Source organism: Rhizobium sp. LC145 (assembly GCF_001005825.1).
GTDB lineage: Bacteria > Pseudomonadota > Alphaproteobacteria > Rhizobiales > Rhizobiaceae > Neorhizobium.
On record NZ_LBHV01000001.1, the window covers coordinates 57,562 to 82,414 of the forward strand.

25 protein-coding genes are annotated in these 24,853 nt (G+C 63.0%); 19 read left to right on the plus strand and 6 right to left on the minus strand.

Annotation, left to right across the window (positions count from 1 at the left end; translation table 11 throughout):
* Positions 1–8: 8 nt before the first annotated feature.
* The 5 genes from YH62_RS00300 (at position 9) to lipA (ending at position 4,937) form a co-directional block, all read left to right on the plus strand.
* The gene (locus tag YH62_RS00300) at positions 9–1,370 is read left to right on the plus strand and encodes a pyruvate dehydrogenase complex dihydrolipoamide acetyltransferase (RefSeq protein ID WP_046792176.1); all 1,362 of its coding nucleotides are present in this window, start codon (positions 9–11) and stop codon (positions 1,368–1,370) included.
* A gap of 64 nt (positions 1,371–1,434) precedes the next feature.
* Positions 1,435–2,073, plus strand: a complete 639-nt coding sequence (locus YH62_RS00305; RefSeq protein ID WP_046792177.1) for an SGNH/GDSL hydrolase family protein — start codon at positions 1,435–1,437, stop codon at positions 2,071–2,073.
* Positions 2,074–2,149: 76 nt separating this feature from the next.
* Complete coding sequence (lpdA, locus tag YH62_RS00310) at positions 2,150–3,595, plus strand: dihydrolipoyl dehydrogenase (protein WP_046792178.1); 1,446 nt, start codon at positions 2,150–2,152, stop codon at positions 3,593–3,595.
* A gap of 80 nt (positions 3,596–3,675) precedes the next feature.
* A complete protein-coding gene (locus tag YH62_RS00315; RefSeq protein ID WP_046792179.1) occupies positions 3,676–3,924 on the plus strand; it encodes a GlsB/YeaQ/YmgE family stress response membrane protein in 249 nt (82 codons plus the stop codon).
* A gap of 38 nt (positions 3,925–3,962) precedes the next feature.
* Positions 3,963–4,937, plus strand: a complete 975-nt coding sequence (lipA, locus tag YH62_RS00320) for a lipoyl synthase (RefSeq protein ID WP_046792180.1) — start codon at positions 3,963–3,965, stop codon at positions 4,935–4,937.
* Between the two features lie 45 nt (positions 4,938–4,982).
* Here the strand turns inward: lipA and YH62_RS00325 are convergent, their stop codons facing one another.
* The gene (locus tag YH62_RS00325; RefSeq protein WP_046792181.1) at positions 4,983–5,177 is read right to left on the minus strand and encodes a hypothetical protein; all 195 of its coding nucleotides are present in this window, start codon (positions 5,175–5,177) and stop codon (positions 4,983–4,985) included.
* A gap of 122 nt (positions 5,178–5,299) precedes the next feature.
* On the opposite strand from YH62_RS00325, the gene YH62_RS00330 reads away from it, so the two are divergent.
* The 3 genes from YH62_RS00330 to YH62_RS00340 are packed head-to-tail and all read left to right on the plus strand — an operon-like array spanning position 5,300 to position 6,930.
* Positions 5,300–5,869 (plus strand): ATPase AAA, encoded by a 570-nt coding sequence (locus YH62_RS00330; RefSeq protein WP_046792182.1) that lies wholly within the window; start codon positions 5,300–5,302, stop codon positions 5,867–5,869.
* A gap of 14 nt (positions 5,870–5,883) precedes the next feature.
* Positions 5,884–6,474: an ATPase AAA gene (locus YH62_RS00335; protein ID WP_046792183.1), complete on the plus strand. Its 591-nt coding sequence runs from the start codon at positions 5,884–5,886 to the stop codon at positions 6,472–6,474.
* Positions 6,475–6,483: 9 nt separating this feature from the next.
* On the plus strand, positions 6,484–6,930 hold the full coding sequence (locus YH62_RS00340) for a type II toxin-antitoxin system RatA family toxin (protein WP_046792184.1): 447 nt from the start codon (positions 6,484–6,486) through the stop codon (positions 6,928–6,930).
* 4 nt (positions 6,931–6,934) lie between these two features.
* Here YH62_RS00340 and YH62_RS00345 read toward each other — a convergent pair whose 3' ends face one another.
* Together YH62_RS00345 and YH62_RS00350 are read right to left on the minus strand one after the other, a co-directional pair.
* A complete protein-coding gene (locus tag YH62_RS00345; RefSeq protein ID WP_046792185.1) occupies positions 6,935–7,435 on the minus strand; it encodes a CinA family protein in 501 nt (166 codons plus the stop codon).
* Positions 7,432–8,625, minus strand: a complete 1,194-nt coding sequence (locus YH62_RS00350; RefSeq protein ID WP_082118197.1) for a bifunctional 2-C-methyl-D-erythritol 4-phosphate cytidylyltransferase/2-C-methyl-D-erythritol 2,4-cyclodiphosphate synthase — start codon at positions 8,623–8,625, stop codon at positions 7,432–7,434. Before YH62_RS00350 ends, YH62_RS00345 begins: the two co-directional genes overlap by 4 nt.
* 167 nt (positions 8,626–8,792) lie before the next feature.
* Between YH62_RS00350 and dusB the strand changes: the two genes are divergently transcribed.
* From dusB to YH62_RS00405, 11 genes are all read left to right on the plus strand, one after another.
* Positions 8,793–9,812, plus strand: coding sequence for a tRNA dihydrouridine synthase DusB (gene dusB, locus YH62_RS00355; protein WP_046792186.1), 1,020 nt, complete (start codon positions 8,793–8,795; stop codon positions 9,810–9,812).
* A complete protein-coding gene (locus YH62_RS00360; RefSeq protein WP_046792187.1) occupies positions 9,809–10,945 on the plus strand; it encodes a nitrogen regulation protein NR(II) in 1,137 nt (378 codons plus the stop codon). Before dusB ends, YH62_RS00360 begins: the two co-directional genes overlap by 4 nt.
* The gene (ntrC, locus tag YH62_RS00365; protein ID WP_046792188.1) at positions 10,942–12,393 is read left to right on the plus strand and encodes a nitrogen regulation protein NR(I); all 1,452 of its coding nucleotides are present in this window, start codon (positions 10,942–10,944) and stop codon (positions 12,391–12,393) included. The genes YH62_RS00360 and ntrC overlap by 4 nt, the downstream gene beginning before the upstream one ends.
* Positions 12,394–12,569: 176 nt before the next feature.
* Positions 12,570–14,843: a PAS domain-containing sensor histidine kinase gene (locus YH62_RS00370; protein WP_046792189.1), complete on the plus strand. Its 2,274-nt coding sequence runs from the start codon at positions 12,570–12,572 to the stop codon at positions 14,841–14,843.
* Positions 14,833–16,197 carry a sigma-54 dependent transcriptional regulator gene (locus YH62_RS00375; protein ID WP_046792190.1) on the plus strand — a complete coding sequence of 455 codons (1,365 nt, stop codon included), beginning with the start codon at positions 14,833–14,835 and terminating at the stop codon, positions 16,195–16,197. The genes YH62_RS00370 and YH62_RS00375 overlap by 11 nt, the downstream gene beginning before the upstream one ends.
* Positions 16,198–16,249: 52 nt before the next feature.
* Positions 16,250–17,626 carry a Trk system potassium transporter TrkA gene (gene trkA / locus YH62_RS00380; RefSeq protein WP_046792191.1) on the plus strand — a complete coding sequence of 459 codons (1,377 nt, stop codon included), beginning with the start codon at positions 16,250–16,252 and terminating at the stop codon, positions 17,624–17,626.
* Positions 17,627–17,649: 23 nt separating this feature from the next.
* A complete protein-coding gene (locus YH62_RS00385; protein ID WP_046792192.1) occupies positions 17,650–18,513 on the plus strand; it encodes a D-amino-acid transaminase in 864 nt (287 codons plus the stop codon).
* A 109-nt stretch (positions 18,514–18,622) separates the two neighbouring features.
* Complete coding sequence (hfq, locus tag YH62_RS00390) at positions 18,623–18,865, plus strand: RNA chaperone Hfq (RefSeq protein ID WP_046792193.1); 243 nt, start codon at positions 18,623–18,625, stop codon at positions 18,863–18,865.
* A 75-nt stretch (positions 18,866–18,940) separates the two neighbouring features.
* Positions 18,941–20,275, plus strand: coding sequence for a GTPase HflX (hflX, locus tag YH62_RS00395; RefSeq protein ID WP_046792956.1), 1,335 nt, complete (start codon positions 18,941–18,943; stop codon positions 20,273–20,275).
* A gap of 153 nt (positions 20,276–20,428) precedes the next feature.
* Positions 20,429–21,448, plus strand: coding sequence for an acyltransferase (locus YH62_RS00400; protein ID WP_046792194.1), 1,020 nt, complete (start codon positions 20,429–20,431; stop codon positions 21,446–21,448).
* 144 nt (positions 21,449–21,592) lie between these two features.
* Complete coding sequence (locus tag YH62_RS00405; RefSeq protein WP_046792195.1) at positions 21,593–22,486, plus strand: arginase family protein; 894 nt, start codon at positions 21,593–21,595, stop codon at positions 22,484–22,486.
* Positions 22,487–22,496: 10 nt separating this feature from the next.
* Here the strand turns inward: YH62_RS00405 and YH62_RS00410 are convergent, their stop codons facing one another.
* The 3 genes from YH62_RS00410 to YH62_RS00420 form a co-directional block, all read right to left on the minus strand.
* A complete protein-coding gene (locus YH62_RS00410; protein ID WP_052760309.1) occupies positions 22,497–23,186 on the minus strand; it encodes an isoprenylcysteine carboxylmethyltransferase family protein in 690 nt (229 codons plus the stop codon).
* A gap of 74 nt (positions 23,187–23,260) precedes the next feature.
* Positions 23,261–24,112, minus strand: coding sequence for a nucleoside triphosphate pyrophosphohydrolase (mazG, locus tag YH62_RS00415; RefSeq protein ID WP_046792196.1), 852 nt, complete (start codon positions 24,110–24,112; stop codon positions 23,261–23,263).
* A gap of 15 nt (positions 24,113–24,127) precedes the next feature.
* A complete protein-coding gene (locus YH62_RS00420) occupies positions 24,128–24,706 on the minus strand; it encodes a nucleoside deaminase (protein WP_046792197.1) in 579 nt (192 codons plus the stop codon).
* Positions 24,707–24,853: the final 147 nt, after the last annotated feature.

The window sequence follows — 24,853 nt, forward strand, 5'->3', positions numbered from 1 at the left end:
GTATCGCGATGCCCATAAACATCACCATGCCCGCCCTTTCGCCGACGATGGAGGAGGGCAATCTTTCCAAGTGGCTGGTCAAGGAAGGCGACAAGGTTGCCCCTGGCGACGTGATCGCCGAGATCGAGACCGACAAGGCGACCATGGAAGTGGAAGCCGTCGATGAGGGCACGGTCGCCAAGCTCGTCGTTCCGGCCGGCACGGAAGCGGTCAAGGTCAACGCCTTGATCGCCATCCTCGCTGCCGAGGGCGAGGATGTGAAGGCGGCGGCTGCCGGCGGCGGCGACGCCCCGAAGGCCGAAGCCAAGGCGGAAGCCGCGCCTGCTCCGAAGGCGGAAGCCGCACCGGCGGAAAAAACCTCTGAGACCCCGAAGACGCCGGTGACGGATGCCGCTCCGGCGCCGTCCACGCCTGCGCCGACCGCCGATGGCAAGCGCGTCTTCTCTTCGCCGCTCGCGCGCCGTCTGGCGAAGGAAGCCGGCCTGGAGCTTTCCGCCGTCACCGGCTCCGGCCCGCACGGCCGCGTCGTAAAGGCGGATGTCGAGAAGGCCGTCGCCTCCGGCACCGGCAAGGCTGCTCCGGCCGCCGCCCAGGCTGGCGCTCCGGCGCTTGCAAAGGGCCCGTCGGACGATGCCGTCCTCAAGCTCTTCGCGGAAGGCTCCTACGAGCTCCTGCCGCATGACGGCATGCGCAAGACGATCGCCTCACGCCTTACCGAGTCGAGCCAGACCGTTCCGTCCTACTTCATCTCGATGGATTGCGAGATCGACGCGCTTTTGAAGCTGCGCGCCGAGATCAACAAGTCCGCGCCGGTGAAGAAGACGGAGAAGGGCGAAGTTCCGGCCTTCAAGCTCTCGGTCAACGACTTCATCATCAAGGCGATGGCGCTCGCCCTTCGTGACGTCCCGATGGCGAACGCCTCCTGGACCTCGACCGCGCGCGTTCTGCACAAGCACGCGGATGTCGGCGTCGCCGTGGCGATCCCGGACGGGCTGATCACGCCGATCGTCCGCAAGGCCGAAGAGAAGGCGCTGTCGGTCATCTCCAACGAGGTGAAGGATCTTGCAAAGCGCGCCCGCGACAAGAAGCTGAAGCCGGAGGAATACCAGGGCGGCACGACGTCTGTGTCCAACCTCGGCATGTTCGGCGTCTCCAACTTCACCTCGATCATCAACCTGCCGCAGGCATCGATCGTCTCGATCGGCGCGGGCATCGAGAAGCCGGTCGTGAAGGACGGCGAGATCAAGGTGGGCACGGTGATGACGGCGACCTTCGCCTTCGACCACCGCGTCATCGACGGCGCGCTCGGCGCGGAACTCGCGTCCGCCTTCAAGCGCTACATCGAAAACCCGATGGCCATGCTGGTGTAGTCCAGCCTTTCCCTCCCCCTTGCGGGGAGGGTGTCCGCAAGGGAGGGGAATCCGAGGTGCGTCCATGAAAACCGTTCTCTGCTATGGCGATTCGCTAACCTGGGGCACGGATGCCGAGACCGGCGGCCGACATGCTTTCGAAGACCGCTGGCCGAGCGTGCTGCAGGCGGCACTCGGCCCTTCCGTCAATGTGATCGCCGAGGGGCTTGGCGGCCGTACCACCGCCTATGACGACCAGTTGGGCGATTGCGACCGCAACGGTGCGCGATTGCTGCCGACCGTGCTTCATACCCACGGCCCGCTCGAGCTCGTCGTCATCATGCTCGGCACCAATGACATGAAGCCGATCATCCATGGCACGGCCATAGGCGCGCGCCAGGGCGTGAAGAAGCTCGTCAGCCTCATCCGCTTTCACGATTGGGCGCGCGAATGCGAGCCGCCCGAGATCCTCGTCGTATCGCCGCCGCCGCTTTGCGAGACGGCGAACCCGTTGACCGGCGCCCTGTACAGGGGCGCCATCGAGCAGTCCCGGATGCTCGCCTCGCTCTATCGCGATCTCGCGGATGAATTGGGCTGCGGATTCTTCGATGCCGGATCGGTCGCGAGCGCCACGCCCGTCGATGGCGTGCATCTCGATGCGGAAAACACCCGCGCCATCGGGCGGGGCCTCGAGCCCATCGCCCGGATGATGCTGGGGCTTTAAACACGTTCCTGATGAGGCAGGCCGCGTGATCCGCTGGCCGCCCCCAAGGAAAGCACAAGGAAAAGGCAGGAAGAGAATGGCTCAATCCTACGACCTCATCGTCATCGGCTCCGGCCCCGGCGGTTATATCGCCGCCATCCGCGCCGCCCAGCTCGGGATGAAAGTCGCCGTCGTCGAGCGCGAGCATCTCGCCGGCATCTGCTCCAACTGGGGCTGCATCCCGACCAAGGCGCTGTTGCGTTCGGCCGAAATCTTCCACTATGCCCAGCATCCGGGCGATTACGGCGTGAAGATCGAGGGAACCGTGACGCCGGACCTGAAGGCGATCGTCGATCGCTCGCGCGGCATCGCGCATCGGATGAACAACGGCGTCGGCTTCCTCTTCAAGAAGAACAAGATCGACATCATCTGGGGCGAGGCGAAGATCACCAAGCCGGGTGAAGTCCTCGTTTCCAAACCCACCAAGAAGCTGGTCGAGCCGATGGGGCCGGTACCGAAGAACACGCTCGGCGAAGGCACGTACACCGCCAAGCACATCATCGTCGCCACCGGCGCGCGTCCGCGCGCGCTGCCCGGCATCGAGCCGGACGGCAAGCTGATCTGGACCTATTTCGAGGCAATGAAGCCGGAGGAAATGCCGAAGTCGCTGCTGGTCATGGGATCGGGCGCGATCGGCATCGAGTTCGCCTCCTTCTACCGCACGCTCGGAGTCGACGTGACCGTCGTCGAGGTCATGAAGACCGTCATGCCGGTGGAAGACGTGGAAATCTCTGCGCTTGCCAAGAAGCAGTTCGAGAAGCAGGGCATGAAGATCCATCTGGAGGCCAAGGTCACCAAGGTGGACAAGGCCGCCAACTCCATCACCGCGCATGTCGAGATGAAGGACGGCAAGGTCGAGAAGATCACCGCCGACCGGATGATCTCTGCCGTCGGCGTGCAGGCCAATATCGAAAACCTGGGGCTCGAGGCAGTCGGTGTGAAGACCGATCGCGGCTTCATCGTCATAGACGGCTACGGCAAGACCAACGTGCCCGGCATCTACGCGATCGGCGACGTCGCCGGTCCGCCGATGCTGGCCCACAAGGCCGAGCACGAGGCTGTCATCTGCGTGGAGAAGATCGCCGGCGTTCCGAACGTCCACCCGATGGACAAGCTGAAGATCCCCGGCTGCACCTATTGCCATCCGCAGGTCGCCTCCGTCGGCCTCACCGAAGCCAAGGCCAAGGAGCAGGGCCGCGATATCCGCGTCGGCCGCTTCCCCTTCGTCGGCAACGGCAAGGCGATCGCGCTCGGCGAGGATCAGGGCATGGTCAAGACGATCTTCGACAAGAAGACGGGCGAGCTCCTGGGCGCGCATATGGTCGGAGCGGAAGTCACCGAGCTCATCCAGGGCTTCGTGGTCGCCATGAACCTCGAGACGACCGAGGAAGAGCTGATGCACACGATCTTCCCGCATCCGACGATTTCCGAAACCATGAAGGAAAGCGTGCTCGACGCCTATGGCAGGGCATTGAACGTCTGATAATACCCTCGGGGCTCGCGCCATTGTTCCAGGCCGCGTGCCCCACCATATGAAGGGTTCCGAACGAACAGGAGAAGCGGATGGAAGGTGTTGGTTTGATTGCCACGGTGGTCATCGGCGGCATAGCGGGCTGGATTGCCGGCAAGCTGATGGATATACGTTTCGGCGTCTTCATGAACATCGTCATCGGCATTCTCGGCGCGCTGCTCGCCAATGCCATTTTCGATCGCTTCGGCATCCATGTCGCCAGCGGATGGCTGGGTTACCTGGTGCAGGGTTTCGTGGGTTCGTGCATTTTGCTATTTCTGGCCAAGATCGTCCGGCGTTGACGAATACCGCACGTAAGGCGGGTTGAAGGCAGGTTTTAATGGTCACCATTCTCGACAGGATCGGCACAGGCGAGGAAAAGCGCATCCGCCACCCGGAAAAGGCGCATCGCCCGGATACCGAGGTGCTGCGCAAGCCCGAGTGGATCCGCGTCAAGGCTCCGGTGTCCAAGGGCTATATGGAAACGCGCGATCTCGTGCGCTCCCATAAGCTCGTGACGGTCTGCGAGGAGGCGGGCTGCCCCAATATCGGCGAGTGCTGGGACAAGAAGCACGCCACCTTCATGATCATGGGCGAGATCTGCACCCGCGCCTGCGCCTTCTGCAACGTCGCGACCGGCAAGCCCAACGCGCTCGACATGGACGAGCCGGAAAACGTCGCCAAGGCCGTCAAGCAGATGGGCCTGTCGCACGTCGTCATCACCTCGGTCGACCGCGACGACCTGGATGACGGCGGCGCCGAGCATTTCGAGAAGGTGATCTTCGCGATCCGCGCCGCTTCGCCGACGACGACGATCGAAATCCTGACGCCGGACTTCCTGAAAAAGCCCGGTGCGCTGGAGCGTGTCGTCGCCGCCAAGCCGGACGTCTTCAACCATAATCTGGAGACCGTTCCGGGGAATTATCTGACTGTTCGCCCCGGCGCCCGCTATTTTCACTCCGTCCGCCTATTGCAGCGGGTGAAGGAGCTGGACCCGACGATGTTCACGAAGTCCGGCATCATGGTGGGCTTGGGCGAAGAGCGCAACGAAGTGCTGCAGCTCATGGACGACCTCAGGACCGCCGACGTCGATTTCCTGACGATCGGCCAATATCTCCAGCCGACCCGCAAGCATCACAAGGTGGAAGCGTTCGTAACGCCGGAGGAATTCAAGTCCTACGAGACGGTGGCCTACACCAAGGGCTTCCTGATGGTCTCCTCCAGCCCGCTCACCCGTTCGTCGCACCACGCCGGCGACGACTTTGCCCGGTTGAGGGCCGCGCGGGAAAAGAAGCTGCTCGCAGCCGCGGAATAGAGCGAAGCTCCCCCAAACTTCCCGATGCCGTAGCGCCGCCGATCCTCACTCGGCGGCCTGCGGCTTCTCTTTCTTGTCCTGCTTGTCTTGGCCGCGCTTTCTATCGCGCAGCGTGAAGCGGTTGCCGCGCGCTTCGGCCTTGGCCATCTCTATCAGATAGGCCAGCATCGGCATCTGGTTCATGTCTGCGAGCTGCTTTGCTGATTCGAGCAGCTTTATCATCTGGGAGAAGTCGTCCATCGGTCTTGTCTTTCGGATGCTTTGGTATGCTGGCTGCAACGCCCCTCATGTCTTGACTGCGCTCGAGGATCATAGCAAACGGTTTGCTCTTCACCGTCTTCTGATTGAATCCCGGCAGACTTATGGTTCGTTATATAATCGATCGCGGCGAAGCTGTAAGCCTTCTTGGAAGGTCGAGCCGCATACTTGTGATCGGTTGCTCCGGAAGCGGCAAGAGCACTTTTTCGCACAAGCTCGCGGGCCTGCTCTCGCTTCCCTACATTTCCATGGACCGCGAAATCTTCTGGCTGCCGGGCTGGCAAGTGCGGCCGCGGGCCGAAGCGATGGAGTTGATCCGCAAGGCGGTGGCCGAGGATCGCTGGATCATGGACGGCACGAGCCCCGGTTCTTTGCCGCTCCGCCTGCCGCGCGCCGAACTGGTGATCTGGATGCGCCCGCCGCGCCTCGTCTCCCTCTTCGGGGTGATCTTCCGCTGGGTTCGCTATTGGCGGAAGACGCGGCCGGAGATGGCGGAAGGCTGTCCCGAAAAGATCGACCGGGAATTCCTGCGTTACGTCTGGAATTTCGAGAAGACCGAGGTGCCCGAGATCGAGGAGATGCTGGAGCTCCACGGTCGCCATCTTTGCGTGCATGTGGTGAAATCCTACCGTCACGCCGATAGATTACTGGAGCTGCTCGTCCGCAGGACCTGATTCGGAGCCGGGATATGGATGAAACGCCGCGATCCGCCGTCGATTATGCCAGTGATGAGACAGCCGCCGTGCTGATCCGGCGGGCGAACCGCATCCTGGTGGTCGGTTCTTCGGGCGGCGGCAAATCGACGCTCTCCCGGAAGATCGCCGCTCGATTCGATCTCCCCTATGTTTCGATGGACCGCGAGTTTTTCTGGCTGCCGGGATGGGTTGCGCGTGATCGCGCCGAGCAGAGGAGCATGATTGCCGCCCGCGTGACTGAGGATCGCTGGATCATGGACGGCAGCAATCCTTCCAGTTTCGATATCCGGCTGCCGCGAACCGATATCGTCATCTGGGTGAGGTTGCCCCGGCTGCTTTGCCTTTGGGGGATTTTCAGCAGGAGCATTCGCACCTTTGGGCGCACACGGCCTGACATGGCTCCCGGCTGCCCGGAGAAACTGCCCGACCGCGAGTTCGTCAGCTACGTCTGGAACTTCGAGGAGCGACATGCGCCGATCTTCATTCGAAACTTCGAGCGATACGGGCGAGGCGTCCCGGTTCTGGTGTTGAAATCGCGCCGCCAGATGCGCCATCTGCTTGATCTTCTCGATAGGGAAGCTTAACTCCCGTCTATGCCCAAGTTCGAAGTCCACCGCCACGTCAAGCAGCATACGCCGGAGCAGATGTACGCTCTGGTCGCCGATATCGAGAGATATCCGGAATTCCTGCCGCTCTGCGAGGCGCTCACGGTCCGTTCCCGCAAGGAGCGGGACGAGAAGACGCTGCTCGTCGCGGATATGACGGTCGGCTACAAGGCGATCCGGGAAACCTTCACCACCCAGGTCCTGCTCAACCCAGCCGAGCGGATCATTGATGTCAAATATATCGAAGGACCGTTCAAATACCTCGACAACCGCTGGCGCTTCGAGCCGGTGGCGGACGGCTGCAAGGTGCATTTCTTCATCGATTACGAGTTCAAGAGCATGATCCTCGGCGCGCTGATGGGCTCGATGTTCGACCGCGCCTTCCGCATGTTCGCCGAAGCCTTCGAGACGAGGGCGGACAAGATCTACGCCTGATCCCTTATCTTCCGGCAGCTTCAACCAGCATGTCCAGCGCCGTTCTCACGGTCGCGAGCCGCACCTGGTCGCGGCCGATATCGCCGTAACGCATCTGGCGGTGGATGAGCTTTCCCGCTCGAGTTTTTGCGGCGAGGTGGACGAGGCCGACCGGCTTTTCCGCCGATCCGCCGCCGGGGCCGGCAATGCCGGTGACCGCAACCGCCACCGAAGCGCGCGACCGGTAAAGCGCTCCATGAACCATCTGCAGCGCGGTTTCCTTCGACACGGCTCCGAAAGCGGCAAGCGTGCCTTCTGTCACTCCGAGCATGTCGGTCTTGGCCTGGTTGGTGTAGGTCACGAAGCCGCGGTCGACCACGGCGGACGAGCCGGAAATCTCAGTCAAGGCGCCTGCGATCAGTCCGCCGGTGCAGGATTCCGCTGTGGTGATCATCAGTTTGCGTGCCGAAAAATCGGCGATGATGCGCCCCGCCTGTTCCTCGATATCGGCGGGAAAGAGGCTCACCGGCTCTCTCCGCGGTAGACGACCGTCGCAGTCGCAATCGCGGCGATGCCTTCGCGGCGGCCGACGAAGCCGATCTTTTCGTTGGTCGTCGCCTTGACCGAGCAGCGGTCGAGCGAGATGCCGAGGATCGCGGCGAGGTTTTCACGCATGGCCTGCCTGTGCGGGCCGATCTTGGGCGCTTCGGCGATCAGCGAAACATCTGCGTTCATGATCGTTCCGCCGTGCTCGCGCACGATCTTCGCCGCATGTTCCAGGAAGATCTTTGAAGGCGCGCCCTTCCACTGCATGTCGGAGGGAGGGAAGTGGTCGCCGATATCGCCGGCGCCGCAGGTGGCGAGCAGCGCGTCGGTCAGTGCATGCAGCGCGACATCCGCATCGGAGTGCCCCTTGAGCGTCTGGTCGTGCGGAATGAACACGCCGCAGAGCGTCACGCCGTCGCCGGGCTCCAGTTGATGCACGTCGTAGCCGTTGCCGGTGCGCACATCTGGAAGCGCCCGGCGGGAAAGCTTTTCGTCAGCCAAATCGATGTCCCGTTTGAGGGTGAGCTTGATGTTGTCGGGCGAGCCCTCCACCATCCGGACCGCAAGTCCCGCCCATTCGGCGATGGAGGCGTCGTCGGTGAAATCGCCGCGCCGCAGGGCTGCAGCCTTCTCGTGAGCCGCCCGAATCGATGCCAGGTGAAAGCCCTGAGGCGTCTGCGCCGAATAGAGCCCGGCGCGCGGCACGGTCTCATGCACGAGGCCCTCGGCGCTGCCGCGCTTGAGGGTATCGGTCACCGGCATGAGCGGCAGCGCGCCGTCCTCTCCGGCCGCGAGCGCATCCGCCACCCGGTCGAGCAGCGCATGGTCGCAGAAGGGGCGGGCGGCATCATGAATCATCACATGGGTGGCATCGGTGCCGGAAAGCACCCGCAAACCTTCGAAGACGGAACGCTGGCGCGTATCGCCGCCGGCAGTGGTGACGACGCGCTCGACATTCGCTATCCCCGCGGTCGCGGCGGCGAACAGTCCGTCGTCGTCGGGATGGGTGACGACGACCACCGGCCCACTCCGTGGCCAGGAAAGGAAGCATTCGAGCGTGCGGGCGATCACCGGCCGGCCGCCGATCGGACGATACTGCTTCGGCCCTTCTTCGGGCGCACCGGCCCGCTCGCCGCGGCCGGCCGCGACGATAACGATGCCGATTGTCATGGATTTGTCGCTCACGCGGCTTAACCCGTTCTCGTCCTCAGGGAATTGACAGGCGAGAACTATAGACTCAAAAGGCCGTTTTCCAGCAGGGCGCACAAAAATATCGCAATCAGGGAATTGCTCTTGGCAAACGCCTGCAAGCTGAATAAAAATAGTGCAGAAATTCTATGTGCCCGAAAGATCATCATTTGCTTTTTCAAGATCTCGCCAAGCCTTTCCGGATTGGACCGGTCGCCATCCGCAACCGTGTCGTGCTGGCCCCGATGTCCGGCGTCACCGATCTGCCCTTCAGACAGCTTGCCTGGCGCTTCGGGGCAGGGCTCGTCGTGACCGAGATGGTCGCGAGCCGCGAGCTCGTACTGAACCGCGGCGAATCCTGGGCGCGGCTGAAAAATGCCGGTATGACGCCGCACATGGTGCAGCTCGCCGGACGCGAGGCGCAATGGATGGCCGAGGCCGCCAGGATCGCCGTCGATAACGGTGCCGATATCGTCGATATCAACATGGGGTGCCCGGCGAAGAAGGTGACGGGCGGCTATTCCGGCTCCGCGCTGATGCGCGATCCCGACCATGCGCTTTCGTTGATCGAAGCGACGGTGAAGGCCGTGAACGTGCCGGTGACGCTCAAGATGCGGCTCGGCTGGGACGAAAACTCCATCAACGCGCCGGAGATCGCGCGGCGCGCCGAGGAGGCGGGTATCCAGCTCGTCACCATTCACGGCCGCACCCGCATGCAGTTCTATGAAGGCCGCGCTGACTGGGATGCCATCCGCCTCGTCCGCGATGCGGTTTCCATTCCGCTTGTCGCCAATGGGGACGTGGAAACGCCGGCGGATGCCGAGGATATTCTGAGGCGCTCCGGCGCAGATGCGGTCATGGTCGGGCGCGGCGCGCAGGGCCGGCCCTGGCATGTCGGCGTCCTTGCCGGCCACCTGGGCCCGGACCGTGAAGGGATTGCCGCGCTCGCTGCGGAACATTACGAAATGATGCTCGAATTCTACGGCCGCGAAGCCGGCCTTCGCCATGCGCGCAAACATCTCGGCTGGTATCTGGACCGCTTCGCTCCGGACCTGCCGGTCGATGAGAAAGCGGCGATCATGGTGTCGAAAGAGCCCGCCGAGGTGACCCGGCGCATGGTCTCGGCGCTGAGCCAGACGGCTGATCTTGCCCGCAGGGAGGCCGCATGACGAAGTCGTCCGTCCAGGCGGACGGCCTTGCCATGGCCGTCCTCAATTCCGTGCAGAATCCGGTCATTCTGGTGGATGCCGCGGGCCGGGTCGCTTTCGCCAACTGGGAGGCGGAGGCCTTTTTCGGCGCCAGCGCCCCGCATCTGGCCAAGCAGAAGATTTCCACCTTCATTCCCTTCGGCAGCCCGCTTCTGGCGCTGATCGACCAGGTGCGCGAGCGCAAGGCGCCGGTCAACGAATATCGCGTCGATCTGTCATCGCCACGGCTTGGCCAGGAAAAACTGGTCGATCTCTACGTCGCGCCGGTCGTCAGCGAACCCGGATCGGTCGTGGTGGTCTTCCAGGAGCGCTCGATGGCCGACAAGATCGACCGGCAGCTCACCCATCGCGCCGCCGCGCGTTCGGTCACGGGGCTGGCTTCGATGCTGGCGCACGAGATCAAGAACCCGCTTTCGGGCATTCGCGGCGCCGCGCAACTGCTGGAAACCTCGGTGGCCGACGAGGACCGTGCGCTGACGCGGCTCATCTGCGACGAGACCGACCGCATCGTCTCGCTGGTGGACCGGATGGAGGTGTTTTCCGACGAGCGCCCGGTGGATCGGGTGCCGCTCAACATCCATTCCGTGCTCGATCACGTGAAGGCGGTCGCCAAGGCGGGCTTTGCGCGCGACATCAAGATTTCCGAGCTTTACGATCCGTCGTTGCCGCCGGTCTACGCCAACCGGGACCAGCTCGTGCAGGTATTCCTGAACCTCATCAAGAATGCCGCGGAAGCGGTCGGGGATCAGCAGGACGGCGAAATCATGCTGACGACGGCTTACAGGCCGGGCATCCGCCTTTCGGTTGCGGGTACGCGCGAAAAGATTTCCCTGCCGCTCGAATTCTGCGTCATCGACAACGGACCGGGCGTCCCGCCAGACCTGTTGCCGCATTTGTTCGATCCCTTCATCACCACCAAGACCAACGGTTCCGGCCTCGGGCTCGCGCTCGTGGCCAAGATCATCGGCGGGCATGGCGGCATTGTCGAATGCGACAGCCAGGCCCGCCGCACCATCTTCCGCGTTCTGATGCCCATGCATAGGGAAGACAGCCTCGAAGGCCGACCCCTGAACACCACAGGAACTGCTATATGACTGCCACGATCCTTGTCGCCGACGACGACGCGGCCATCCGCACCGTACTGAACCAGGCGCTGACCCGCGCCGGCTATGACGTGCGGATCACGTCCAATGCCGCCACCCTCTGGCGGTGGATTTCCGCGGGCGAGGGCGATCTGGTGGTGACCGATGTGGTGATGCCGGACGAGAACGCCTTCGATCTCTTGCCGCGCATCAAGAAGTCGCGGCCGGAATTGCCGGTTCTGGTCATGAGCGCGCAGAACACCTTCATGACCGCCATCAAGGCATCGGAGAAGGGGGCTTACGACTATCTCCCGAAGCCTTTCGATCTGACGGAGCTGATCGCCATCATCGGGCGGGCGCTCGCTGAGCCGAAGCGCAAGCCGGCGCGGCTGGATGACGAGATGCAGGACGGCATGCCGCTCGTCGGCCGTTCCGCCGCCATGCAGGAAATCTACCGCGTGCTGGCGCGCCTCATGCAGACCGACCTGACGCTGATGATCACCGGTGAATCGGGCACCGGCAAGGAACTCGTCGCCCGCGCCCTGCACGATTACGGCAAGCGCCGGAACGGGCCGTTCGTCGCCATCAACATGGCGGCAATTCCGCGTGACCTCATCGAATCGGAACTCTTCGGTCACGAGAAGGGCGCCTTCACCGGCGCGCAGAACCGTTCGACCGGCCGTTTCGAGCAGGCCGAGGGCGGCACGCTCTTCCTCGACGAAATCGGCGACATGCCGATGGATGCCCAGACGCGCCTTCTTCGCGTCCTGCAGCAGGGCGAATACACGACCGTCGGCGGACGCACGCCGATCCGCACCGATGTGCGCATCGTCGCCGCCACCAACAAGGACCTGAAGCAGCTCATAAATCAGGGTCTGTTCCGCGAAGACCTCTATTACCGGCTGAACGTCGTGCCGCTGCGGCTGCCGCCGCTTCGCGACCGTGCCGAGGACATTGGCGATCTCGTCCGCCACTTCATCCAGATGGGTGAGAAGGAAGGCCTGGATCCCAAGCGTTTCGATATCGAGGCGCTCGACCTGATGAAGTCCTATGCCTGGCCCGGCAATGTCCGCGAACTCGAAAACCTCGTGCGCCGCCTCATGGCGCTCTATCCCCAGGATGTGATCGGCCGCGAGATCATCGAGGCGGAATTGCGTGCGGACGTGCCGGACAGCCCGATCGACAAGATGGGCGCCCGCTCGGGCTCGCTCACCATCGCCCAGGCGGTGGAGGAAAACATGCGGACCTATTTCGCGGGCTTCGGCGATAACCTGCCGCCTCCGGGCCTCTACGACCGCGTGCTGACGGAAATGGAATACCCGCTGATTCTCGCGGCGCTCACCGCAACCCGCGGTAACCAGATCAAGGCGGCCGATCTCCTCGGCCTCAATCGCAATACGTTGAGGAAAAAGATCCGCGAACTCGGCGTATCGGTCTACCGCAGCTCCCGCGCGAGCTGAGCTCCGCTTGACACCTGCTCGGAATTCGTTGCATTTTCGCCACAATGCGTTGCTTAAAGGTCACGCATGGCGGACTTGGAATTTCCGGTGGCGGCAGACCGGCGACTTCCTCGAACGGCGTTCGTTTCACCCGATGAAATGATTCCGCGAGGAACGGGGAGATCGGAGTTTATTCAATGACGCAGCGTGCGACCGCGCCGATGGCTGACGAGGAGCCGTCAGGGGCCGTACAGGACCGGAGAGCCTCCTTCGCTCTGCCGGGGCTTCTGCTTGGCGGCGGCGCGCTCATCTGCGCGATGCTCACGCTCTTCGTGCTGCTCGGGCTCACCCCGATCGCGCCCACCACGAATGTGGTGATCGCTTCCGCCGTCCTCAATTCCTTCTTCATCCTGGGGCTGATGTACCTGATCGGCCGCGAGGTCTCGCGTCTCGTGAAGGCACGGGCCAAGGGGCGGGCGGCCGCACGCCTTCACGTGCGCATCGTCGTCCTGTTCTCCATCGTCGCCATCACGCCGGCCGTGCTGGTCGCGATCTTCGCGAGCCTTACGCTCAATGTCGGTCTCGACCGCTGGTTTTCGCTGCGAACCCAGGCGATCGTCCGCTCGTCGCTGGATGTGGCGCGCGCCTACCAGCTCGAGAATGCGAGCTACCTTCAGGGGCAGACAGCCTCCATGGGCAACGACCTGGAACGCAACAGGGCGATGTTCTATCTCGACCGTACCGGCTTCATCGAGCTGATGACCCGCCAGGCGCGCGGGCGCGGAATGCTCGGGGCCTTCCTCGTGCGTGACGACGGGCAGGCGGTCGCGCAGGCCGATATCAAGACGGAGCGGCCGCTTCCGGCGATCCCTCAGGATGCGCTGCAAAGTGCCGCCAAGGGCCAGCCGACGCTCATCCCGCCCGGCGTCACCAATCTCGTCGGCGCGGTCATCAAGCTCGACGGAATTTCCGGCACGCTTCTTTATACGATCCGGGCCGTCGATCCGAAGGTGATGTCGGCGATGCGGCTCATGGAGGAGAACACGGTCGAGTACCAGGCCATGCAGGCCGGCCGGACCTCGCTGCAGCTCGCCTTCGCGGTGCTCTATCTCGGTTTTGCGCTGATCGTGCTTCTTGCCGCGATCTGGGCCGCCATCGCGGTCGCCGACCGGATCGTCCGGCCGATCCGCCTGCTGATCAGCGCGGCCGACAGCGTGGCGACCGGCAATCTGGACGTGGTGGTGCCGGTGCGCGCCGCCGATGGCGACGTCGGGAACCTCTCGCGCACCTTCAACAAGATGATTTCGGAAATCCGCGGCCAGCACGACGAAATCCTCGAGGCCAAGGACGAGGTGGACGATCGCCGCCGCTTCATCGAGGCGGTGCTTTCGGGCGTGACCGCCGCCGTGATCGGCGTGGAGGACGATCGCCGTATCACCATCGCCAACCCTTCGGCGGAGGAATTCCTCGGCCTGCCGGCCGATAAGCTGGTGGGCGAGCGGTTGCAGGACGTCGCGCCCGAGATCGACCAGGTCCTGACGGAAGCGGCGGCGCGCGCCCGCGGCGAATTCAGCAAGCAGGTGAATTTGATGCGCGGCGGCAAGGAGCGGACGCTTTCCGTGCAGGTGACGCGCGAGGAGCAGCGCTCGCCGAACGATTCCTACGTCATCACCCTCGACGACATCACCGATCTCGTCATCGCCCAGCGCTCCACCGCCTGGGCGGACGTGGCGCGCCGCATCGCGCACGAGATCAAGAACCCGCTGACGCCGATCCAGCTTTCCGCCGAACGTCTGAAGCGGCGCTACGGCAAGCAGATCGACGAGAGCGACCGTGCCGTCTTCGACCAGTGCACCGATACGATCGTGCGTCAGGTGGGCGATATCGGCCGCATGGTCGATGAATTTTCCTCCTTTGCCCGCATGCCCAAGCCCGCCAAGGAGGAGGCCGACCTCAGGGATATCCTGCGGGACGCGGTCTTCCTGAGGGAGATGGGAACCACCCATATCGACTTCTTCAAGGATCTCGGCGAGGAGCCGCTGATCGGCATGTTCGATGCACGCATGCTCGGCCAGGCTTTCGGCAATCTGGTGAAGAACGCGGTAGAGGCGATCGAGGCGGTTCCCAGCGATCAGGAGCGCGACGGGCGCAAGGTGCTCGCGCGCGCCCGCTTCGATCACAACCGCGATCTTTTCGTGGTCGATGTCGTCGACAACGGCAGCGGCCTTCCGACCGAGAACCGGCACCGGATCCTGGAACCCTATATGACCATGCGCGAGAAGGGCACGGGCCTCGGGCTCGCGATCGTCAAGAAGATCATCGAGGAACATGGCGGGCAGCTCGAACTGCACGATGCGCCCGCCGATTTCGATCATGGCCGCGGGGCCATGATCAGGGTGCTGCTGCCGCATGTCGCGCATGCGGCCGCGCCCGGAACCGACAATAACAAGGAAGTGGCATATGGCGTCTGATATTCTGGTCGTGGATGACGAGGCGGATATCCGCGAGATCGTTTCCGGCATTCTGTCCGACGAAGGGCACGAAACGCGCACCGCCTACGACAGCGACAGCGCGCTTGCCGCCATTTCGGACCGTGCGCCGCGGCTCGTATTCCTGGATATCTGGATGCAGGGCTCCAAGCTCGACGGTCTGGCCTTGCTGGACGAGATCAAGAGCCGCCATCCGGAAATGCCGGTGGTGATGATCTCCGGTCACGGCAATATCGAGACCGCCGTTTCGGCGATCAAGCGCGGCGCCTTCGATTTCATCGAGAAGCCGTTCAAGGCGGACCGGCTGATCCTGATCGCCGAGCGGGCGCTGGAAAATTCCAAGCTCAAGCGCGAGGTCAGCGAGCTCAAGAAGCGCGCCGGCGATGCGGCGGAGCTCGTCGGCACGTCGGTCGCCGTCTCGCAGCTTCGCCAGACGATCGACAAGGTTGCGCCCACCAACAGCCGCATCATGATTTTCGGGCCGTCCGGAGCCGGCAAGGAGCTCGTCGCCCGGATGATCCACAAGAAGTCTTCCCGCGCAGGCGGTCCCTTCGTGGCGCTGAATGCTGCCACCATCACCCCGGACCGGATGGAGGTCGCGCTGTTCGGCACGGAAGGCGCTCCCGGCCAGCCGCGCAAGATCGGCGCGCTGGAGGAGGCCCATCGCGGCATTCTCTATCTCGACGAAGTGGGCGAAATGCCGCGCGAGACCCAGAACAAGATCCTGCGGGTGCTGGTCGACCAGCAGTTCGAGCGTGTCGGCGGTTCCAAGCGCGTGAAGGTGGACGTGCGCATCATCTCGTCGACCGCCTACAATCTGGAGAGCCTGATCGCCGAGGGCTCCTTCCGCGAGGACCTCTATCATCGGCTCGCTGTGGTGCCGGTCAAGGTGCCGGCGCTCGCCGAGCGGCGGGAGGACATTCCCTTCCTCATCGACATGTTCATGCGCCAGATTTCCGAGCAGGCGGGCATCCGTCCGCGCAAGATCGGCGAGGATGCGCTTGCCGTTCTGCAGGCGCATGACTGGCCGGGCAATATCCGCCAGCTGCGCAACAATATCGAGCGGCTGATGATTCTCGCCCGCTCGGATGGTCCCGATACCGCCATTTCCGCCGACATGCTGCCCACCGATCTCGGCGACATGCTGCCCAAGGTTTCCGCCAAGGGGGATTATCACATCATGACGCTGCCGCTTCGCGAGGCGCGCGAGATGTTCGAGCGCGATTATCTCATCGCCCAGATCAACCGGTTCGGCGGCAATATCTCCCGCACGGCCGAATTCGTCGGCATGGAGCGCTCCGCGCTGCATCGCAAACTGAAATCGCTTGGCGTATAAGGGCCCGTATCCTTGAGTCCTCCGGGCGGCGTCATCCGATGAAAGTCCAGTCATGAAAGTCATAATTTGCGGAGCGGGGCAGGTGGGCTACGGCATCGCCGAGCGCCTGTCGCAGGAGGACAACGACGTTTCGGTGATCGACACCGAGGCTTCGCTGATCAACGTGATCACCGAGACGCTGGATGTGCGCGGCTATGTGGGCCATGGCGCGCATCCGGACGTGCTTGCCAAGGCGGGCGCGGAAGACGCCGACATGATCATCGCGGTCACGCTGCACGACGAAGTCAATATCGTCGCCTGCGAGGTGGCGCATGCGCTTTTCAGCGTGCCGACCAAGATCGCCCGCATTCGCGCGCAGAACTATCTGCAGCCGGAATATGCCGATCTCTTCAGCCGCCAGAACATGGCGATCGACGTCACGATCTCGCCGGAGATCGAGGTCGGCAAGATGGTGCTCAGGCGCATCTCCTTTCCGGGTGCCACCGATGTCGTGCGGTTCGCGGACGACCGTATCTCGATGGTGGCGATCGAATGCATGGAGGATTGCCCGGTCGTCAACACGCCGCTCCAGCAGCTTTCGCAGCTCTTTCCGGATCTGATGGCGACCGTGGTGGGCATCTATCGCAACGGCCGCGTGCTCATCCCCCGCTCCGCCGATCAGCTCCAGGTGGGCGATCTTGCCTATGTGATCGCCCAGCGAGAGCATGTGCGGCGCACGCTCGGCCTCTTCGGGCATGAGGAGCAGGAGGCCGGCCGCATCATCATCGCCGGCGGCGGCAATATCGGCTATTACGTCGCCCGCACGATCGAGGAGCACCAGCCGCGCACGCGCATCAAGATCATTGAGAGCAATCGTGAGCGCGCGCTTGCGATCTCGGAGCAGTTGCGCAACACGATCGTGCTGCACGGTTCGGCCCTCGACCAGCATATCCTCGCCCAGGCGGATATTCAGGAAGCCGACCTGATGGTGACGCTGACCAACAGCGACCAGATCAACATCCTCTCGGCGGTCATGGCCAAGGCCAATGGCTGCAAGTCGAACTTGGTGCTGATCAACAGTTCCTCCCTCAACAAGGTGACGGATTCGCTCGGCATAGACGCGCAGATCAATCCGCGCGCCGTCACGATCTCGCGCGTTCTCCAGCATGTCCGCAAGGGGCGCATCCGCTCCGTCTATTCGGTGCAGCAGGGCACGGGCGAGGTGATAGAGGCCGAGGCGCTGGAAACCTCTCCGCTCGTCGGAAGGCCGTTCCGCGAACTCGATCTGCCCGACGGCATCCGCATCGGCGCGATCTACCGGGGCGGCGAGGTGCTCCGCCCGAGCGGCGATACGAAGATCAAATCGCGCGACCGGGTCGTCCTCTTCGCCGTTCCCGAGGCCGTTCGCGATGTCGAGCAGCTGTTTCGCGTTTCCATCCAATATTTCTGACAGATTTCGAGCAAGGAAAGTCCATGTCGAGGATTGCGTATGTCAACGGCCGGTATGTGCAGCATTCGGAAGCTGCCGTGCATGTGGAGGATCGCGGTTTCCAGTTCGCCGATGGCGTCTACGAGGTCTGCGAGGTCCGCAACGGCTTCATCGTCGACCTGACGCGGCATCTCGATCGCCTCGACCGCTCCCTGCGCGAACTGCGCATGGCGTCGCCCATGGGCCGTGCGGCGCTCACCTTCGTCCTCCGCGAGGTTCTGAGGCGCAACCGGGTGAGGAACGGCATCTTCTATCTGCAGGTAACCCGCGGGGTTGCGCGGCGCGACCATTATTTCCCCGCCGAGACGACCCCGCCGACGCTGACGATCACCGCCAAGAGCACCGATCCTTCGGTCGCCGCCCGCAAATATGCGACCGGCATCAAGGTCATCACGGTTCCGGAGAACCGCTGGGATCGGGTCGACATCAAGACCGTCGGCTTGCTGCCGAACGTGCTCGCCAAGCAGCAGGCGAAGGATGCCGGCGCGCAGGACGCCATCTTTATCGATGCCGCGGGCATCGTGATGGAGGGCGCTTCCTCCAATGTCTGGATCGTCGATGCCGATGGCGTTCTGGTCACAAGGCCGGCCGAACACGGCATTCTCAAGGGAATCACCCGCACCACGGCCATGGACGTGGCCGATAAGCTCGGGCTGCGATATGTCGAGCGGGAGTTCTCCGTCGAGGAGATGATGTCGGCGCGCGAAGTGTTCTTCACCTCCGCGACGGGCATTTGCGTTCCCATCGTCGAAGTGGATGGCAGACCCATCGCGAACGGCCATCCGGGGGGCGTTTCCCAGGGCATCCGCGACGCCTTTTTCGAAGTTGCGGAGAAGACAGCGATTTGATAACCAAGGCATCCGGGGGGAAGGGGAAGCACGAGGCATTCCCACCCGTCTCTAAAAGCGTGATCACTCCCGGTCCTCGTCGGCCGGCAAAAAAGAAAGAAGCGGCGCTATGGCGGAACGTTCTCAGAACCTGCAGGATTTATTTCTCAATACAGTTCGCAAGCAGAAGATCTCTCTCACGATTTTCCTGATCAACGGCGTAAAGCTGACCGGTGTCGTAACCTCTTTCGACAATTTCTGTGTCCTTCTTCGCCGTGACGGCCATTCTCAGCTGGTGTATAAGCATGCGATTTCGACCATCATGCCGGGCCAGCCCCTGCAGATGTTCGAAACCGAAGAGAACGCGGCTTAAGGACAGGTAGAGATAGTCATTCGCGATACCTCGAACGATTCGATGATCCCGGAGACCAAGCGTCACCGGGACGACATGCGTGCGGCCGTCGTCGTGCCTGTCCTGAAACAGGGCAAGCCGCGGGCCGGGCAGGGGGATGCCATGCCCGCTCCCCAGCGCTCCAACGAGGCGCGTCTGGAAGAGGCGGTTGGGCTTGCCAAGGCGATCGATCTGACGATCACCGAGGGCATGATCGTGTCGGTCGGCCAGCCGCGTCCGGCAACCCTCATCGGCACCGGCAAGATCGAAGAGATCAAGGCGCTGCTCGACGAGCATGATGCCGGTCTCGTCATCGTCGATCATCCGCTGACGCCGGTGCAGCAGCGCAATCTCGAAAAGGAATGGAACGCCAAGGTCATCGACCGGACGGGCCTCATCCTCGAAATCTTCGGCCGCCGGGCTTCCACCAAGGAAGGCACGCTGCAGGTCGATCTCGCCCATCTCAACTACCAGAAGGGCCGGCTCGTGCGGAGCTGGACTCACCTCGAACGCCAGCGCGGCGGCGCGGGCTTCATGGGCGGCCCCGGCGAAACACAGATCGAGGCCGACCGCCGGCTCCTGCAGGACCGAATCGTTCGCCTCGAGCGCGAGCTGGAGCAGGTCGTTCGCACCCGCCAGCTCCATCGCGCCAAGCGCCGCAAGGTGCCGCACCCGATCGTGGCGCTGGTGGGCTACACGAACGCCGGAAAATCGACTCTCTTCAACCGCATCACCGGCGCGGGGGTGCTTGCCGAGGACATGCTCTTCGCTACGCTCGACCCGACGCTGCGCCGCATGAAGCTGCCGCATGGGCGGACCGTCATCCTGTCCGATACGGTCGGCTTCATCTCGGACCTGCCGACGCATCTCGTCGCCGCCTTCCGCGCGACGCTCGAAGAGGTGCTGGAGGCGGACCTCATCCTGCATGTGCGCGATATGTCCGATCCGGACAATGCCGCCCAGGCGGGCGACGTGCTTCGCATTCTCGCCGATCTCGGCATCGGCGAAAAGGAAGGAGCCGAGCGCATCATCGAGGTGTGGAACAAGGTCGACAAGCTCGATCCCGAAACCCACGAGGCGATCACGGAAAAGGCCGGTGCCCGAGAGAACGTGATGGCGGTTTCCGCCATTTCGGGCGAGGGCATCGACGCGTTGATGCAGGAGATCGCCAGGCGGCTTTCGGGCGTGCTGACCGAGACCACGATCACCATTCCGGCGGACAAGCTTTCCCTGGTTTCCTGGATCTACAGCGACGCCGTGGTGGACGATCGCCAGGATAACGAGGACGGTTCGGTGACGCTCGACGTCCGGCTGACCGAGCGCCAGGCCGCGGAACTGGAGCGCCGGCTCGGCAACGGCCCCAAACCCGCCAAGGAAGACTGGGAGCGCTAGGACTTCCGTCCGCGCCGCGGCTGGCATCAATGGCCGGAGCCGTCTGCCGTGCCGCGTCATGATATTGCCGGTTTTTTGCAGTGCAAAATGAAGCGTTGACGACGGCCGGGAATTTTGCAGTATCGTTGCGGGGCCGGCAATTATGGTATTCGCATGGTACAAAATCAGCCGCGTGAAGAAACCGGAACGCATCTTGCCTATCTGGATGGCTGGCGCGGTATAGCGGTACTCTTCGTAATATTAGGCCATTTCTGGCTGGACGAATTCAAGCCTGGTATTAGTACATTCGGCGTCGATCTGTTCTTCGTTTTATCGGGGCGATTGATGTCGGAAATACTGTTCGTGAAGCGAGCAGAATTGCCTACTTTCTTCTTCAGGCGTTTTTCGCGAATTTACCCGGCTCTCCTTGCGTTTGTAGTCATCACCACGCTTTTCTTTCAGGGTACGGAGTTGTCGCACGGTCCCGTGGCGGCGCTGCTTGCTTTGACGTTCACGATCAACTACGCGATGATCTATACCCATACGGTGGCATTGTTTGATCACCTATGGTCGCTCTGCGTCGAGGAGCATGCCTATATTCTCCTGGCGGGAATCGCGTTTCTACACCGCCGCTGGTTGTTTCCGGTCGGCGCCCTGGTGGTCGCGCTCGGCGCTGCGGCAATGCTGAACGGCATCGTCCGGACGGAACTCGGCGCGAGTGTCCTCTACACCCATTGGCGCAGCGACGTGTCGGTCGCGGGCATATTCATGGCCGGCGGCCTTTGGCTGATTCTCCGCGGGCGCCGAAGCCCGTGGTGGCTGTCCCCGGCGGCGCTGCTGGTCGCGGTGGTGGCGAAGATGCTGCCCGATCACACCCTCTCGTTCGGCCTGTCGACATCCATGCTTGCGCTTTCGATCACCACGATCGACAGCGCCGCGCCGGTTTTCAAGAAGTTCCTGTCGACCAGGGTGCTCACCTATGCGGGGCTGTGGTCGTATTCGCTCTATCTCTGGCAGCAGCCGTTCTACAAGCTTTACCGGGCCGACACGGCTCCGACGCTTCTGCTGCTCCTGGCTGGCGTCCTGGCCGCATTGACGAGTTTCTACCTTGTCGAGAAACCCACAAGAAGGGCGCTCAACCGCTTCTTCGAGAACCATCTGCAGAGGCGCATCACCGGAGAGCGGACGGTATAGGTTGCTGTCCTTGCCGCGAGCCCATAAACGCGCACGGCTGAGATGGGTGGACAAACGACACTCGGCTTTGAGGGAACAATTACCAGAAGCTGCCGTTACGGGACGAAGCCGGGCTCCGCAAAATAGCCGCTGACGGAGGTGCGCATGCCGACCCTTCCCTATGCAATTGTCGAAGCCCCGTCTACGCTGGGCTTGGCGACGGACGGTGTGGAGCGCTTGTCCGGCCAGCTCCTGGATCTCGGTCTTGCGGAGCGTATCCATGCGCGCCGCGCCGAGCGACTGGCGGTGCCTCCGAAGGACCCTAAGCCCGATCCCGAGACCGGCGTCCTGAATGCCGGGGCAATTGCGGCGTGGTCGCCCAAGCTCGCCGACGCCGTGGAAGCGGTGCTTGACGCTCGCGAGTTTCCGGTGGTGCTGGGCGGCGATTGCACGATCCTGCTGGGCTCGATGCTCGCGTTTCGACGGCGCGGCCGCCACGGCCTGTTCTTCATCGACGGCAACGCCGATTTCTTCCAGCCCGAGGCGGAACCCAATGGCGAGGGTGCCTCGATGGACCTCGCCTTCGTGACCGGCCACGGCCCGTCGCTCTTGACCGACATCGAAGGCCGCGCTCCTCTGGTCCGCCCCGAAGACGCCGTCGCGTTCGCGTATCGCGATCACAAGGATCAGGAGGAGTACGGAAGCCAGCCGCTCCCCGAAGAGCTCAAGGCGCTCGACCTTCTCGCCGTGCGCGCGATGGGCATCGAGGCCGCCGCGCGCGAAGCGGTCGACCACCTGACGCGTGAGGAGCTGGACGGCTTCTTCATCCATCTCGACGCAGACTGCCTCGACGACGCCATCATGCCGGCTGTCGATTTCCGCGTGCCGGGCGGGTTGTCGTGGGACGAGCTCAGGGCCGCGCTTCGGGTTGCCCTGGCGAGCGGCAAGGCAGTCGGCATCGAGATCACTATCTACAATCCGCGCCTTGATGAGGACGGCAGCGCCGGGCGCGGCCTGGCCGATCTACTCGCCGCAGCGCTCGGAACTGCAGCGCGCTGAACACGGCGAACTAGTAGAGCAGCGGGATCAGCCGGTATCGCACCTTCTCGCAATAGGCTGCGTATCCCGCCAGATTCAGGCGCAGGTGTTTCTCCTCGTCCAGCAGCCGGGCCACCAGTCCGCCGACGATGAAAAGCACCGGCAGCAGTCCCCAGTACGATCCGAGAGCAAGCGGCGTGCCGGCGAAGAGGAGTAGTGCTGCGCTGTACATCGGGTGCCGCACGATGCCGTAGAGGCCGTCGGAAACGACGGTCTGCCCGGCCTGCACGCCAACGGTCGCCGCCGCATAGGAATTCTGCCGGAAGACGATCAGGCAGCCGATGAAACCTAGCGCCGTGAAGATATTGCCGAGGATGACGATCGCCGTCGGCACCGACGACCAGGAAAACCGGTAGTCCAGGCAGGACACCAGGTAGAGCGCTATCATGACGACGCTGTTGAAGGCCTGAATGCGTTTCTGCGCCGGTTCGGTTTCCGCCGTCGGCCCCGATCTCATCCGCCTTGCGGCCAGCGCGGGATCGTAGGTCACCACATACCAGCCGGTGACAGCGATCCAGAACGTGAAGTTTGCGAGATAGAGCCAGCCTTGCCAATAGTTCAGCGTTCCGGCCGTGACGAATATCAGGATGGCGAGAAAGACGATGAAAAGCACTGTCGCCCGCGCCGTGCGGGCGCCCAGCCGAGCGCTATCTTCCTGCATGCCATTCTCCCGATCCGGATCGATCAAAAATAGATATCGTCGGGTTCCGGCAAGGCAAGCGCCAGCGGGAATGCTCAGCCGATCTGCCGCTCGATCGCCTTGGCCGCCTGCCAGAGCTCTTCCATGCGCTCCAGCGTGGCGGCCTCCAATGTCTCATTCGATTGTTGAAGAGACGTTTCTATATAGTTGAAACGCCGCCGGAACTTCGTATTCGTGCTGCGGAGAGCTTCTTCCGGATCGGCCTTCACATGCCGGCCGATATTGACGAGTGCGAAGATGAGATCGCCGAGTTCGTCGGCCACCTTGTCCTGGCTGCCGCTGTGCAGCGCCTCGCGAAGTTCGCCGATCTCCTCCTCGATCTTGTCGAGAATGGGTTCCGCCTCCGACCAGTCGAACCCCACCTTGGCGGCCCGTTGCTGGAGCTTCACCGCCTCGGTCAGCGCCGGCTGGCTGCGGTGGACGCTGCCGAGAAAGCCCGCATTGAAATCCTCCGTCACCCTCGGGCTTGACCCGAGGGCACGCTTGGCCCGCCTTTCGGCGCGCTCGCGCTTTTCCTCGGCCTTCACCGCATCCCACTGCACCTTCACCGCGTCCGGGGTCGCGGCATCCGAAACCGCGAAGACATGCGGATGCCGGCGGATCATCTTCCTGGTGATCGCCTCGACGACGTTTCCGAAGGAAAACTCTCCCGCCTCCTCGGCCATGCGGGCGTGGAACACGACCTGCAGCAGAAGATCGCCCAATTCCTCGCAGAGATCGTCCATGTCGTTGCGCTCGATCGCGTCGGCGACCTCATAGGCTTCCTCGATCGTATAGGGCTTGATCGTCGAGAAATTCTGCTCGAGATCCCAGGGGCAGCCGGTGCCCGGCGTGCGGAGCGCCGCCATGATCTCGATCAGCCGCGAAATATCCTTGGATGCTTCCATGATCGTGTCCTGATCTCAGGCGAGAGGGATTTTGTTATCGTCCTTGCCGGACTGATAAATGCCGGAAAGTCCGTCATAGGCCGCTCTGATGCGCGCCACCTGCGTCTTCAGCTCCGTGCGCCGCGGCTCGCTTTCGGCCTCGACGAGGTAGGCAAGCGCATAAGAATGCCAGAACGCGTTCGTGCGCCGATAGCCGCCGGGCTCCAGGCCGAAGACTTCCTTTAATATCTTGAGGTCGTGGGGGATCGCGAAGGCATCGCGCGAATCCTCATGGCTGAAGAAATAGTAGAAATTGTCGAAACCGGCCCAGGTGATCGCCGACATGCACATCGTGCAGGGCTCGTGGGTCGAAAGGAAGATCAGATCCTTGGTCGGGATGCCGGGAGTCGTTTCGTGGAACCGCTTGAGGGCATGGACTTCGCCGTGCCAGAGCGGGTTTTCGAGTTCGTTGTTGGTCTCGGCGATCACCAGCGAAAGGTCGGATTTCTTAAGGATCGCGGCGCCGAAAACCTTGTTGCCGGCGGCGACGCCCCGATGGGTCAAAGGCAGGATATCGTGCTCGATCACGTCGAGCAGGCGGGCGGCAATCGTCATCGATGTTCAGCTTCCGGATTGTGCGTTGCAGTCTAGGCGGACGAGGTTGATGGCGGAAGGCGAAAATTGCGATTCCCCCATAAACCCCGGTGGAAAGGGCCAGATTTCCGCCATGCGGTGGCTTTTACTCCAGATCGCGCGCTTGCG